This is a genomic window from Nocardia crassostreae (assembly GCF_001613405.1).
GTDB lineage: Bacteria > Actinomycetota > Actinomycetes > Mycobacteriales > Mycobacteriaceae > Nocardia > Nocardia crassostreae.
On record NZ_BDCH01000043.1, the window covers coordinates 54,741 to 67,015 of the forward strand.

The 12,275-nt window shown below is 65.8% G+C and carries 15 protein-coding genes and 1 pseudogene; 13 read left to right on the top strand and 3 right to left on the bottom strand.

Annotated elements, in window-relative coordinates; translation table 11 throughout:
- Positions 1 to 102: 102 nt before the first annotated feature.
- The gene (locus tag NC4_RS36475) at positions 103 to 336 is read right to left on the bottom strand and encodes a hypothetical protein (RefSeq protein ID WP_067548401.1); all 234 of its coding nucleotides are present in this window, start codon (positions 334 to 336) and stop codon (positions 103 to 105) included.
- Between the two features lie 212 nt (positions 337 to 548).
- On the opposite strand from NC4_RS36475, the gene NC4_RS43745 reads away from it, so the two are divergent.
- The 6 genes and pseudogenes from NC4_RS43745 to NC4_RS41285 all read left to right on the top strand — a co-directional run bounded on the left by NC4_RS43745 (position 549) and on the right by NC4_RS41285 (position 2,505).
- Complete coding sequence (locus NC4_RS43745; RefSeq protein WP_245722176.1) at positions 549 to 938, top strand: helix-turn-helix domain-containing protein; 390 nt, start codon at positions 549 to 551, stop codon at positions 936 to 938.
- 3 nt (positions 939 to 941) lie between these two features.
- Entirely contained in the window at positions 942 to 1,151 is a 210-nt protein-coding gene (locus NC4_RS44275; RefSeq protein WP_281186573.1) for a Scr1 family TA system antitoxin-like transcriptional regulator, read from the top strand.
- The gene (locus NC4_RS43750) at positions 1,055 to 1,489 is read left to right on the top strand and encodes a DUF5753 domain-containing protein (protein ID WP_281186571.1); all 435 of its coding nucleotides are present in this window, start codon (positions 1,055 to 1,057) and stop codon (positions 1,487 to 1,489) included. Before NC4_RS44275 ends, NC4_RS43750 begins: the two co-directional genes overlap by 97 nt.
- Entirely contained in the window at positions 1,486 to 1,680 is a 195-nt protein-coding gene (locus NC4_RS39730) for a DUF397 domain-containing protein (RefSeq protein WP_084530126.1), read from the top strand. The genes NC4_RS43750 and NC4_RS39730 overlap by 4 nt, the downstream gene beginning before the upstream one ends.
- Positions 1,681 to 1,741: 61 nt before the next feature.
- Positions 1,742 to 1,909: pseudogene (locus NC4_RS44985) on the top strand (nitrilase-related carbon-nitrogen hydrolase); the annotation flags it as partial.
- Between the two features lie 188 nt (positions 1,910 to 2,097).
- Entirely contained in the window at positions 2,098 to 2,505 is a 408-nt protein-coding gene (locus NC4_RS41285) for a carbon-nitrogen hydrolase family protein (protein WP_067548404.1), read from the top strand.
- Between the two features lie 22 nt (positions 2,506 to 2,527).
- On the opposite strand, the gene NC4_RS36490 is transcribed toward NC4_RS41285, so the two are convergent.
- Positions 2,528 to 2,731, bottom strand: a complete 204-nt coding sequence (locus NC4_RS36490) for a hypothetical protein (protein ID WP_067548407.1) — start codon at positions 2,729 to 2,731, stop codon at positions 2,528 to 2,530.
- Positions 2,732 to 2,894: 163 nt separating this feature from the next.
- Between NC4_RS36490 and NC4_RS36495 the strand changes: the two genes are divergently transcribed.
- From NC4_RS36495 to argH, 6 genes are all read left to right on the top strand, one after another.
- Positions 2,895 to 4,388 (top strand): hypothetical protein, encoded by a 1,494-nt coding sequence (locus NC4_RS36495; RefSeq protein WP_067548410.1) that lies wholly within the window; start codon positions 2,895 to 2,897, stop codon positions 4,386 to 4,388.
- Between the two features lie 3 nt (positions 4,389 to 4,391).
- Positions 4,392 to 5,264: an LLM class flavin-dependent oxidoreductase gene (locus tag NC4_RS36500; RefSeq protein ID WP_084530128.1), complete on the top strand. Its 873-nt coding sequence runs from the start codon at positions 4,392 to 4,394 to the stop codon at positions 5,262 to 5,264.
- Between the two features lie 516 nt (positions 5,265 to 5,780).
- Positions 5,781 to 6,989, top strand: a complete 1,209-nt coding sequence (locus NC4_RS36505) for an RNA-guided endonuclease InsQ/TnpB family protein (protein ID WP_157555442.1) — start codon at positions 5,781 to 5,783, stop codon at positions 6,987 to 6,989.
- Between the two features lie 43 nt (positions 6,990 to 7,032).
- Positions 7,033 to 8,448 carry a phenylacetate--CoA ligase family protein gene (locus NC4_RS36510; protein WP_067548415.1) on the top strand — a complete coding sequence of 472 codons (1,416 nt, stop codon included), beginning with the start codon at positions 7,033 to 7,035 and terminating at the stop codon, positions 8,446 to 8,448.
- 171 nt (positions 8,449 to 8,619) lie between these two features.
- Positions 8,620 to 9,825 (top strand): argininosuccinate synthase, encoded by a 1,206-nt coding sequence (locus tag NC4_RS36515; RefSeq protein ID WP_067548418.1) that lies wholly within the window; start codon positions 8,620 to 8,622, stop codon positions 9,823 to 9,825.
- A gap of 195 nt (positions 9,826 to 10,020) precedes the next feature.
- Positions 10,021 to 11,442: an argininosuccinate lyase gene (gene argH, locus NC4_RS36520; RefSeq protein ID WP_067548421.1), complete on the top strand. Its 1,422-nt coding sequence runs from the start codon at positions 10,021 to 10,023 to the stop codon at positions 11,440 to 11,442.
- A gap of 76 nt (positions 11,443 to 11,518) precedes the next feature.
- On the opposite strand, the gene NC4_RS40825 is transcribed toward argH, so the two are convergent.
- A complete protein-coding gene (locus NC4_RS40825) occupies positions 11,519 to 11,698 on the bottom strand; it encodes a hypothetical protein (RefSeq protein WP_157555443.1) in 180 nt (59 codons plus the stop codon).
- Between the two features lie 249 nt (positions 11,699 to 11,947).
- Between NC4_RS40825 and NC4_RS36525 the strand changes: the two genes are divergently transcribed.
- On the top strand, positions 11,948 to 12,271 hold the full coding sequence (locus tag NC4_RS36525; RefSeq protein WP_067548424.1) for a DMT family transporter: 324 nt from the start codon (positions 11,948 to 11,950) through the stop codon (positions 12,269 to 12,271).
- The last annotated feature ends 4 nt before the right edge of the window (positions 12,272 to 12,275 follow it).

The window sequence follows — 12,275 nt, forward strand, 5'->3', positions numbered from 1 at the left end:
AGAGACCCCCGCCACCATTTCCCGGTCGCCACTGTTGCAGTTCGCCGCACCTACTCAGCTCAGGGTCGCACTGTCGATCAGAGCGGCGAAAGTCGCTCTGTCCTACTGCGATGCCTCAGCGCCGACGAGTATGGCGTCCAACAGTGGAGCACTGGCAAGGCTGCCGGATCCGTAGTGCCCGCTCGCGCGAGCGCTGGCAATGACAGCATGAATGACCGCCGCGTGAATCTGGGAACGTGCTGTGGCCAGTGGTCTTCCGGATGCCTCGAGCGCGGACAGGTGAATCTCAACGGCTTCGATCACCTCATGCAGCACTCGGATCTCGATATCACTCATCGCTACCTCCCGAGGGTGTGAACTTCCAGACTTATTCGGTTGGGAGGCCGGGGGAACGCTGGCCCGCCTGCCGTGCGTCAATGCAACGCGGCACACATCGAGCAAGGACACCGATTCAGAGTCTCCGGATCGGATTCGCCAAAACGCCTGAAAGATCACCGATTCGATGGGACTCTTGCACCGAACCGGGTGAAGCGAGGCTCGCAAAACGGGTGAACACCACTACCCGAAACGGAGAAGCCATGGGTGGAGGCGATGCAGGCTCGACGGTTCCGTTGCGCCAGCTCGGTCGGCTGATGCTGGAGTGGCGTAACCGGGCCGGACTCAGTCAAGCCAGGGCAGCCGAGTTGCTGGAGATGGGAGCGACCAGTCTTGCGCGCATCGAGAAGGCCGAGAACTCGCGCGTCAGAACCTCGACCATCAAGGAGGCGTGCGGGATCTACGGAGTTCCCGTCGATATCGCAACGGGAATGATCGGTCTGGCGCAGCAGGCGAAGGTGAAGAGTTGGTGGCACTCATACAGCGATCTGATGCCCAAGAATCTCGACGTGTATGTCGGATTGGAGGCCGCTGCTACGAGTCTGTGCTCCTATCAACCGTAGCTGATCCCCGGCCTCCTTCAAACTGAACAGTACGATCGTGCCCTGTTGCGGCAACGCTGGCCTGACGAATCAGAGGGCGAGCGGGACCGGCGAGTGCAGATCAACGGGACCGGCGAGTGCAGATCAAGAAGTATCGCCAGTCGACGATCCTGCGCCGCACCAGACCGCTTGATCTCGACGTGGTTGTCGGCCAGGCCGCGTTACACCGCGTAGTCGGTGGCGCGAAGATCCTGGCGGCCCAGTTGCGGCATCTCGCCGACATGTCGACACACGACAATATTTCGGTTCGGATACTGCCTTTCGAGGCAGGATTTCCCGGAGGCATGTCGATGTTGCCGTTCGTCGTCATGGACTTCGGGACACCACCACCAGGCGAACCGAGCGAGCCACCGGTCGTGTATCTGGAAGGCGCCGTTGGGAGCATGTACCTCGAGGACGATGCGGACGTGCGGTTCCACTACCAGGCCTATCGAACGATCTGTCAGGCGGCGCTGGATGAAGTGACCAGTCGTAACCTGTTGAGACAGAGAACAAGGGAGATCACATCGTGAATGTAGAGCTATCCGACGCACGGTGGTTCAAAAGCAGCCACAGTCAGGCTGGCGGGGAGTGTGTCGAGGTTGCCTTCCTTTCCAAGGGCAATGTCGGCGTGCGTGACTCGCAGGATCGCGGCGGCGCAGCCCTGATATTCGAACGTGCTGAATGGAATTCGTTCGTGGCTGCCGTGGTCGTCGGCTTCTGAGCACTTTTCGTCGGTGTCGTCTCGGCTGCTGGGAGTTGTTCGATCGGATAGCGTTGCGGTCATGGAGACCTTGAGGGTTGCGGCGGCGCAGACGGCATCGGTGGTCGGGGATATCGGGCGGAATGTTGGGCTGGCGGTGGAATGGGCCGGGAAGGCGGCTGCCGACGGGGCGGAACTTGTTGTGTTTCCGGAGCTTTCGCTGGTGGGGTACGACCTGACGCAGCTGGATGATTCGGCGCTGTGGGTGACCGTTGACGATTCGCGGTTGGAACCGCTGCGGCGGGTGGCGATTACGACCGTGGTGGGGGCGGCGGTTCGGACTGCGGAGGGGAAGCGGTTGCTGGCGTCGCTGGTTTGTGAGCCGGGCGGGCGGATCACGGTGTACGGCAGCCGTATCTGCACGGGGGTGAGCACGGGGTGTTCGAACCCGGTGGCGAGGTGGGGCTGGTGGAGGTTGGCGGCTGGCGGGTGGGGCTCGCGATTTGCTATGACGCCGGGGTGCCCGGGCATGCGCAGGAGGCGGCGGCCGCGGGGGCGCATGTGTATCTGGCTTCGAGTTTGTACACGATGGATGAGGTGCGGCGGATCGATCTGCATCTCGGGGCGCGGGCCATGGACAACCGGATGTACGCGGTCGCGGCCAATCATGCGGGGAACGGGCCCGGATGGGAGTCGTGTGGCGGCAGCGGGGTGTGGCATCCGGATGGGCGGCGGGTGGTCGAGGCAGGGCGGGATCCGGAATTGGTGATCTACACGCTGTCGCGGGCCGAGTTGAAGGAAATTCGGGAAGCGGATGCGCGCAAGGGGTACCCGCGGCCGGAGTGATCCGGCCGCCGGGCGGTGCGGGTCAGTTCAGCGGATACTGCGCGGGCGGTGCGCCCGCGCCGGGGTTGGGGCCGGTGCCCGGGCCGGGGACGCTGTCCGGGGTGGCTATCGAGATGATGTCCTGGGCTAGTTGGACGGCGGCCTGGCCTACGGCGAGGATGTCGCGGCCGATGGTGCGCACGTCACCGGCCAGAGTTGAAACTTGTTGGGCGAGAAGTGGAATCATGGCGGGATCCTTCGGTTGGAACCTGGGGACATGATCAGGGTGACACAGGGGTGGCGGGGGAGCGCGGGGAACTGGGGGATGTGGGCGATCTGTCCGGAAAATTGTGCGGCGTGTGGTCGAGATAACGGGTGGTCAGCTGGGGTGCGCGTGTGACGATGGGGGCGTGCCTGATTGGACGTATCACCCGCTGAAGCCGGTCGCGAATGCTGTCGTGGGGGAGCTGCGAGCGCAGTTGGGGGCCTTGCGGTTCTTGTCCGTGCTGATCGGGTTGCCCAAGGGTGGTGCGGTGGTCCGGCGGGTGTTCGATCATCCGGAGGGGCCGCCGGAGTGGGCGGGGCGATTCGGGATCGCCGTACCGGTCGGCGTCGCGCGGGACGCGGTGCGGGTGATGCCGGTGCAGGGGGCGAGCATTGTCGAGATCGGGCCGGTAACGGCCGAGGATGTAGAGGTGGTGCGGGAGGCGGCGCGCGGCCGGGAGTGCCGGGTGGCGGCGCGGGTGGACGACCCCGCGGTGGGGGCGCTGCTGGGTGATGCGGTGGACGAAGTGGTGGTGGGGGAGCGGGCCGATCGGATCCATCTGAGCGAGCCGGATATCGCGAATGCGGTGGCGGCGCTGCGGGATCCGGCGACCACCGTGCTGGCGGAACCGACGGTGCTGGTGGCGGCGGGTCCGAGCTGGTTCCAGCGGGTGATCGAAGCGGCTGCGGTGACCGAGCCCGGCGCACCCGGATTATGGGATGTCGGATTCGATCCCAGGCGGTGGCCCGGATGGTTCTGGGGGCTGCTGGTGGGCGCGGGGATGATCGTGGCGGGCCTCGGGGCCGGTGCGATCACCCTGGGACCCGTCCTGCTCTGGTACGACCGGAACTACCTCGGCACCGATGTGGCCGGGCTGCACGCCATCAACCACCATCTGGTGCATTTCCTACAGCACGATCGAATCACCATGGCGGGCAATATGATCGCCATCGGGATCCTGTACTGCGGGCTGGCGTGGGGCGGTATGCGGGTCGGCCGGGCGTGGGCGCGCAATGCCCTGCTGCTGTCGGGGCTGGTCGGTTTTCCGACCCTGTTCTACTTCCTGGTGATCGGGTTCGTGGAGCCCTTGCACACCTTCGCCGCGGTGGTGCTGTTCCCGATGTACGTGCTGGCGGTGCGGCGGCCCCTCGGACCGCCCCGGTGGCGAGTCCTCCCGGAGGCGGCCGAGACGATCCGGCGGCGAGCGCTGGTGGGGCAGTTGCTGATCGTGGCCATGGGCGCGGGCGTCATCTTCGGCGGCATCGTCATCTCCACGGTCGGCCTGACCGATGTGTTCGTGCCCACGGATCTGACCTTCCTGGAGACCGACGCCGAGACGCTGCGGGCCGCCAATGACCGGTTGCTGCCGTTCATCGCCCACGACCGCGCCGGATTCGGCGGCGCGCTCATGTCCACCGGAGTCGCCATCCTGCTGATCGGCCTGTGGGGCTGGCGGCGGGGCGAGGCGTGGGTGTTCTGGTCGCTGCTGAGCGCGGGCCTGGCCGGTTCGGCGAGTGCGCTCATCGTGCATTTCGTCATTCACTACACGGCCTTCATCCATTTGCTTCCGGTGTATTTCGGGGCCGCGGTGATAGGTTTCGCATTGATTCTGGCGAGGCCGTATCTGATCGGAAGGTGACGCGTGAAAGTCAGCTGTGTGATCCTGCCGATCCACCCCTGGCGACAGTCCGCCGACATCTGGCGGCGGGCCGAGGAGCTGGGATTTCACGCGGCATACAGCTACGACCACATTGCCTTCGAGGGTTTCGAGAACCGCCCTTGGTACGGTGCGATTCCGAGTTTGACCGCCGCCGCCACGAATACCGGAACCATCCGGCTCGGCACCATGATCACCTCCCCGAATTTCCGGCATCCGGTCACCCTCGCCAAGGAATTGATGACCCTGGACGAAATCTCCGACGGCCGCGTGACCGCCGGAATCGGCGCGGGCAGCCCGGGATTGGATGCGACAGTGCTGGGCGGCGAACCCTGGTCGCCGCGCGAACGGGCCGACCGCTTCGCCGAATTCGTCTCGCTGCTGGATCGGCTGCTGACCCAGTCCGTCACGACCTATCGGGGCACGTACTACGCCGCCGACGAGGCCCGCATGATTCCCGGCTGCGTGCAGCGCCCGCGCCTGCCCTTCGTCATCGCCGCCGGAGGTCGGCGCGGCATGCGCCTGGCCGCTGCCTACGGTGAGGGCTGGGTGACCTGCCCCTTCGGCAATGACGCGGCGGCCGTCGCGCCGCTGATCGACGGTCAGCTCGACGCGCTGACCGAGGCGTGCGACGCCATCGACCGGGATCTCGACACCATCGAGCGCGTGTATGTCTCCGGTTTCACCCCGGAGAATCCGCTCGCTTCCGTCGACGCCTTCGCCGATATCGCCGGGCGCTACGAGGAACTGGGCATCACCGAGCTGGTGGTGCACTGGCCCGAACCCGGCACCGTCTTCGACAACGATCCGGCCGTCTTCGAACGCATTGCGACCGAGGTCATTCCGAAACTGGCATAGCCGCTCAGCGCGGAATCGGAGAGCGGCACTGTTCGATCCGCCGCATCCCTTCGGTACCCCGAATGAAACGTCGTGGCGCTCAGCGCTGTTTACGTCGGCGCCGTCGTCGACATAATGCCGGATGGGACTGTCCGGCGAACGACGAAGGCTGCTTGTCGATAGTCGAAGTCACGGTGCATCCATCGATAGGGCTTTTGGGGACATTATCGCGGTGGCGAGGCAGGCGCGGCCGGGAAGGTCGCGGAACCTGGGTGGCCGGATGATCTGCCGGGTAGCGAAACAGCGGATGACCCGTGGCAGAAGGGAGTTCAGTTTTCTGCTAATTCCGGATTCATGTCGGGTGCTGGAATCGTGGCACGCCGGTGAAGCGGGCCTATCGGGAGAGTATGGACCGGTGTGTGCTGAATCGAATGTATCTGCGAAAGGGACGAATACAGTTCCCCTCGCGGCTGATTCCGGTCACAGGGAAAGCCGAGCAGTGAGCTGGCATGGCCCATCGGAGGGAGGTTCTGAGGCGTGCTGCGCAGCCATAAGATTCGCCTGGAACCGGACAATGTGCAGGCCAGCGGACTCGCCCGCGCGGCCGGGTGCGCACGGTTTGCCTGGAACTGGGGGCTGGCGTGGTGGCAGTCCGAGTACGAGAGGTACAAGGCTGGCGAACGAGAGAAACCTCCCAACCAGTTGGAGGTCCGCCGTGTCTTGAATTCGCTGAAACGAGAGCAGTTCCCGTGGATGCTGGAGTCCACCAAGTGCGCGCCGCAGGAGGCGCTGATTAACCTTGGGCGCGCGTTCGACAACTTCTGCAGCTGTCGGGCAAAGTACCCGAAGTTCAAGAAGAAGGGGTTTAAGGACTCGTTCAAGCTGTCGTCCGGGAACTTCGCCGTGAGCGGGAATCGACTCCGTATCCCGAACGTCGGCTGGATCATGATGTCGGAGCTGCCACGCTTCGATGGCGCCATTCAGACGGTCACTGTTTCCCGTCGTGCCGGGGAGTGGTTCGCAGCGTTGACGATCGACACCACCGAACCCCCGAAGCTGCCCGCGACCGGGCGAACAGTTGGCGTTGATGTCGGGGTCCGTGAGTTCGTCACCCAAGACGGGGACCTGCTGCAGACTCCGCGTGCGCTCCGGAAGGCAGAGCGGAAGCTGAAACGCGCCCAGCAAGCGTTGAGCCGCAAGCAGAGCGGCTCCGCGAACAGAGCGAAGGCACGTCGCCGGCTCGCGAATCTGCACGCGAAAATCGCTGACACGCGCAGTGATTGGATTCACAAACTCACCAGTAAGCTCGTGGAGACCTACGACTCGATCGCTATCGAGAACTTGAACGTCCGCGGAATGGCTCGTAATCGCCATCTGGCGAAGTCTGTGCTGGAGGCGGGGTTCTATGAGTTCCGTCGTCAACTCGAGTACAAGACTGCCCTCGCCGGGCGGACGCTGGTTGTCGCTGAGCGCTGGTTCGCCAGTTCCAAGATGTGCAGTGCGTGCGGTGCGAAAACCAAGCAGCGCATGACACTCGATGTCCGGGAGTGGGCCTGCAAGTCTTGCGGTACCCGTCATCACCGCGACGTCAATGCAGCGACGAATCTAGATCATCTGAATACGCCGGGAGTTCCTCGGTGTCAGCCTGTGGAGAGTTCTCCGCCTCTACCCACAAACGGTACTGTTGACGGGCAAGCAGCCTCCGTGAAGCAGGAACCCGACAGCGCCTTGAACGAGGTTGCATAGGTTCGGGAGAACGGAAGGCAGCATTTTCGGGCAGCAGCAGGGCATGCGCATGAAGGCCGAGGTGGCCATGGAATCGGAAACCTGCAAATCGGTACTGGAACTGTTCCGGCGGACAGCCGACACCGTGCCCGCCTATCGATTGTTCCTGGCCGACAAGGGCATCGATCCGGACGCGATCGGCGGCATGGCCGCGTTCCGGCAACTCCCGCTGACCACCAAGGCCAACTACCACCAGCAGTATTCGCTGCCCGAGCGCTGCCGCGGCGGGGAGCTGCCGTCCTGCGACATGATCGCCGTCTCCTCGGGATCGACTGGCACGCCGACCTTCTGGCCGCGCACCAGCGCCGATGAGAGCGCCTCCACCCGCCGCTTCGAACAGGTCCTGGTGGACGCCTTCGGCGCCCGCCTGCGCCGCACCCTGGCGGTCGTCTGCTTCCCGCTCGGCACCTGGGTCGGCGGTCTGTACACGCTGTCGTGCCTGCGACGACTGGCGGACAGCCTGCCGCTGACCGTCGTCGCCCCCGGCAACAACAAGGCCGAAATCCTGCGCGTGATACCCGAACTCGGCCGCCACTTCGACCAAGTGGTGTTGCTGGGCTACCCGCCCTTCCTCAAGGACGTGATCGACACCGGACTGCGCGAGGGCATCGACTGGGCCCGGTACGCGGTGAAACTGGTCGCCGCCGGTGAGGTGTTCAGTGAGCAGTGGCGCACCCTGCTGGCCGGTCGCGCCGGACTGGACCCCGGCCGCGACGTGGCCTCCCTCTACGGCACGGCCGACGGCGGCGTTCTCGCCAATGAGACGCCCCTGACCGTCCGCATCCGCCGACTGCTGGCCGCGGATCCCGCCGCCGCCCGCGACCTGTTCGGCGAACCCCGGCTGCCCACCCTGCTGCAGTACGACCCGGCCGACCGCTACTTCGAAACCGTGGACGGCACCCTGCTTTTCACCTCCGACGGCGGCGTCCCGCTCATCCGCTATCACATCGCCGACCACGGCGGCCTCATCCCGCACGCCCGCATGCTGGAGTTCTGCCGGGAACGCGGCTATCCGGTCCCCGCTGATTCCCGCCCCCATCTCCCGTTCGTCTATGTCTTCGGGCGCACCTTCCACAACGTCTCCATCTTCGGCGCGAACGTCTACCCGGAGAATGTGGCCATCGGCTTGGAACAGCACCCGATCAGCGCCTGGGTGACCGGCAAGTTCGTCCTCACCGTCATCGAGGGCAGCGATCTCGACCACCGCCTCGAGATCACCGTCGAACTCGCGCCGGGCCACTCCGCGACCGAGGCGCGCGCCCAGGCCATCGCGGAGTCCATCCGCGCCCAGCTGCTGCGTCTCAATAGCGAATACGCCAACTACGTCCCCGAGGACCGCCAGCTCCCGCACATCGACCTGCGTCCGGCGGGCGATCCGGCCTACTTCCCCATTGGTGTGAAACACCGCTATACGCGCTGAACATCGGCTTCACTCCGTAGGGGACCCCAGTTATGAATGGGATTGCACCGTCATGCATAATCATTTGCAGGACGAGGGTGCGGGACGCGAGCGGCGCACCGGAGCGGCCGCGGAGTCCCGCCGAGGCGGGTAACGCAGACCTGTACGTACTAATCGAGGAGCACACGGACTATGACCAAGCGCGTCGTACTCGCCTACTCCGGCGGGCTGGACACCTCTGTCGCCATCAGCTGGATCGGTCAGGAGACCGGCGCGGAGGTCGTCGCGGTCGCCATCGATCTGGGACAGGGCGGCGAGGACATGAACGACGTCCGCCAGCGTGCGCTCGATTGCGGTGCGGTCGAGTCCATCGTCGTGGACGCCCGCGACGAGTTCGCCAATGAATACTGCCTGCCGACCATTCAGTCCAATGCGCTCTACATGGGCCGCTACCCGCTGGTGTCGGCCATCTCCCGGCCGCTCATCGTCAAGCACCTGGTCGAGGCCGCCGAATACCACGGCGCCGACACCGTCTCGCACGGTTGCACCGGCAAGGGCAACGACCAGGTCCGCTTCGAGGTCGGCATCGGCGCGCTGGCGCCGGATCTGAAGGTCATCGCCCCGGTCCGCGACTACGCTTGGACCCGTGAGAAGGCCATCGAGTTCGCCGGGCAGAACAACCTGCCCATCAATGTCTCCAAGAAGTCGCCGTTCTCCATCGACCAGAACCTGTGGGGCCGCGCCGTCGAGACCGGCTTCCTCGAGGACCTGTGGAACGCCCCGACCAAGGACGTCTACGACTACACCGTGGACCCGACCGTCAACTTCGAGGCCCCCGACGAGCTCATCGTCACCTTCGACAAGGGCGTGCCGGTCGCCATCGACGGCCGCTCGGTCACCATGCTCGAGGCCATCACCGAGATGAACAAGCGGGCCGGACGCCAGGGCGTGGGCCGTCTCGACATGGTCGAAGACCGCCTGGTGGGCATCAAGAGCCGCGAGATCTACGAGGCCCCGGGCGCCATCGCGCTCATTGCCGCGCACCAGGAGATGGAAGCCGTCACCGTCGAGCGCGAACTGGGCCGGTACAAGCGGCAGGTCGAGCAGCGCTGGGGCGAGCTGGTGTACGACGGCCTGTGGTTCTCGCCGCTGAAGCGGGCCCTGGACGCCTTCGTGGCCGAGACCCAGCAGCACGTCTCCGGTGATGTCCGCATGGTGCTGCACGGCGGCAATGTGGTCGTCAACGGCCGTCGCTCCGACGAGTCGCTCTACGACTTCAACCTCGCCACCTACGACGAGGGCGACACCTTCGACCAGTCCCTCGCCAAGGGCTTCGTGCAGATCCACGGCCTGTCGTCCAAGGTCGCCGCGCGCCGCGATCTGAACAGCAAGAAGTAGCAGCACCTTTCACTGCGCGACCCGAGCCAGCGGCCCGCCGGAATCCAGGTGTTTCCGGCGGGCCGCTCGGCCTGCGCGGCTTCGGCAGGGCTGCCCCGCACGAGGGGTGGGCAACCCGGCCGGGCGTCCGGCGCGAGCCGACTGGTGCAATAGCGGGTAGCCACCGCGAGACCTCGAGGAACAGGAGAGCATCGAATGACCGAGCAGCACGGCACCAATGAGGGCGCGCTGTGGGGCGGGCGATTCGCCTCCGGTCCGGCCGCGGCCATGGCGGCGCTGAGCAAGTCCACGCATTTCGACTGGGTGCTCGCGCCGTACGACATTCGCGCCTCCAAAGCCCATGCGCGGGTGCTGCACAAGGCCGGACTGCTCTCGGCGGGCGATCTCGAGGGCATGCTGGACGGACTCGACCGGCTGGCCGCCGATGTCGCCTCCGGTGCGTTCGGTCCCGCCGAATCCGATGAGGATGTGCACGGTGCGCTCGAACGCAGGTTGATCGAACGGGTCGGCACCGAGCTCGGCGGGCGGCTCCGCGCGGGGCGGTCGCGAAACGACCAGGTGGCCACCCTGTTCCGCATGTGGCTGCGGGACGGCGTGCGCCGTGTGGCCGCCGGTATCCTCGATGTCGTCGACTCCCTGGTCGCCCAGGCCGCGGCACATCCGGATGCGGTGATGCCGGGCAAGACTCACTTGCAGGCCGCCCAGCCGGTGCTGTTGGCGCATCACCTGCTCGCGCACGCGCATCCGCTGCTGCGCGATATCGACCGGCTGCGTGATTTCGACAAGCGCGCCGCGATCTCGCCCTACGGTTCCGGCGCGCTGGCCGGTTCCTCGCTCGGCCTGGATCCGGAAGCCATTGCCGCCGAACTGAATTTCGACGCCGCGGCCGCGAACTCCATCGACGCCACCTCTTCCCGCGATTTCGCCGCCGAGGCCGCCTTCGTACTGGCCATGGTCGCCGTCGACCTCTCCCGCATGGCGGAGGAGGTGATCATCTGGAGCACACCGGAATTCGGCTACATCACCCTGGCCGACGCCTGGTCCACCGGCTCCTCGATCATGCCGCAGAAGAAGAACCCGGACGTCTCCGAGCTGACCCGCGGCAAGGCGGGCCGCCTCATCGGCAACCTCACCGGCCTGCTCGCCACGCTCAAGGCGCAGCCGCTGGCCTACAACCGCGACCTGCAAGAGGACAAGGAACCCGTCTTCGATTCGGTCGCACAGCTGGAACTGCTGCTGCCCGCCATCGCGGGCCTGGTCTCCACCCTCACCTTCCACATCGACCGCATGGCCGAGCTGGCCCCGGCCGGATTCACCCTCGCCACCGACATTGCCGAATGGCTCGTCCGCCAGGGTGTTCCGTTCCGCGTCGCCCATGAGGCGGCCGGTGGCTGCGTGCGCGCCGCCGAGGCCCGCGGCGTCGGCCTGGACGAACTCACCGACGACGAGTTCGCCGCCGTCGACCCGGCCCTCACCCCGGCCGTGCGCGAGGTGCTGACCGTGCAGGGCTCCATCGCCTCCCGCAATGCTCGCGGCGGCACCGCCGGTGTGCAGGTCGCCAAGCAACTCGAGGAAGTCCGCGCCACCGCCGCCGAACAGCGCACCTGGCTGAGCTGAGCCCGCTAGGCCGACGTTCGATAGATCGATAACCGCCTGTGGCGTCCCCGATGCGGGGACGCCACAGGCGTTTCCATCAGCCTCTACGGGAGTTCTGGTGCTTCATGACCGGGACGGAACTCCGTCCGCGGTCGTGCACCTTGCCGCCGATCGGCTGCTGCTGCTTGGCGGTCTTGCCTCGGCGCTCACGTCGCGACAGCGGACGATCGGCAGAGTCGCTGGACTGGAAATCGGGATTCGAATGCTGGTCAGGCATGAGTCCTCCTCAGGGATGCGTGGACCGACTCACCGGGGTGGCCGGTCGAGATCGGAAATGCCGCAGAGCGGCGGGAGTCGGCGCTGACGGCCGAAAAGTCGTGTGCGAACGACGAAGAGGCTTAAATGAACAGCTGCATCCACATGCCGACCACTATATGCACAACCCGGCCGGGTGTGCACCCTATTTTTTCCGGCGGTGGTCACACCGGTCGGCGGACCGTACCGGAGGGCCGGTTATTCTCCGGCAATGAGCTTGCTGCTGCTCGGATTGGCGATTGCGTGTGAAGTCACGGCGACCGTCTCGCTGAAGATCTCGGAGGGCTTCAGCAAGCTGGTGCCCTCCATCATCGTGGTGCTCGGGTACGGGGCGGCGTTCTACTTCCTGTCGCAGGCATTGAAACGCGGTATGCCCGTGGGCGTCGCCTACGGCATCTGGTCGGCGGTCGGCGTGGTCGCGGTGGCGATCATCGGCACCCTGTTCCTCGACGAGCATCTGACGCTGGTGCAGGTGGGCGGCATCGGCCTGGTGATCGCCGGGGTGCTCGCACTGGAGCTCAGCGGCGCGCACTAGACCG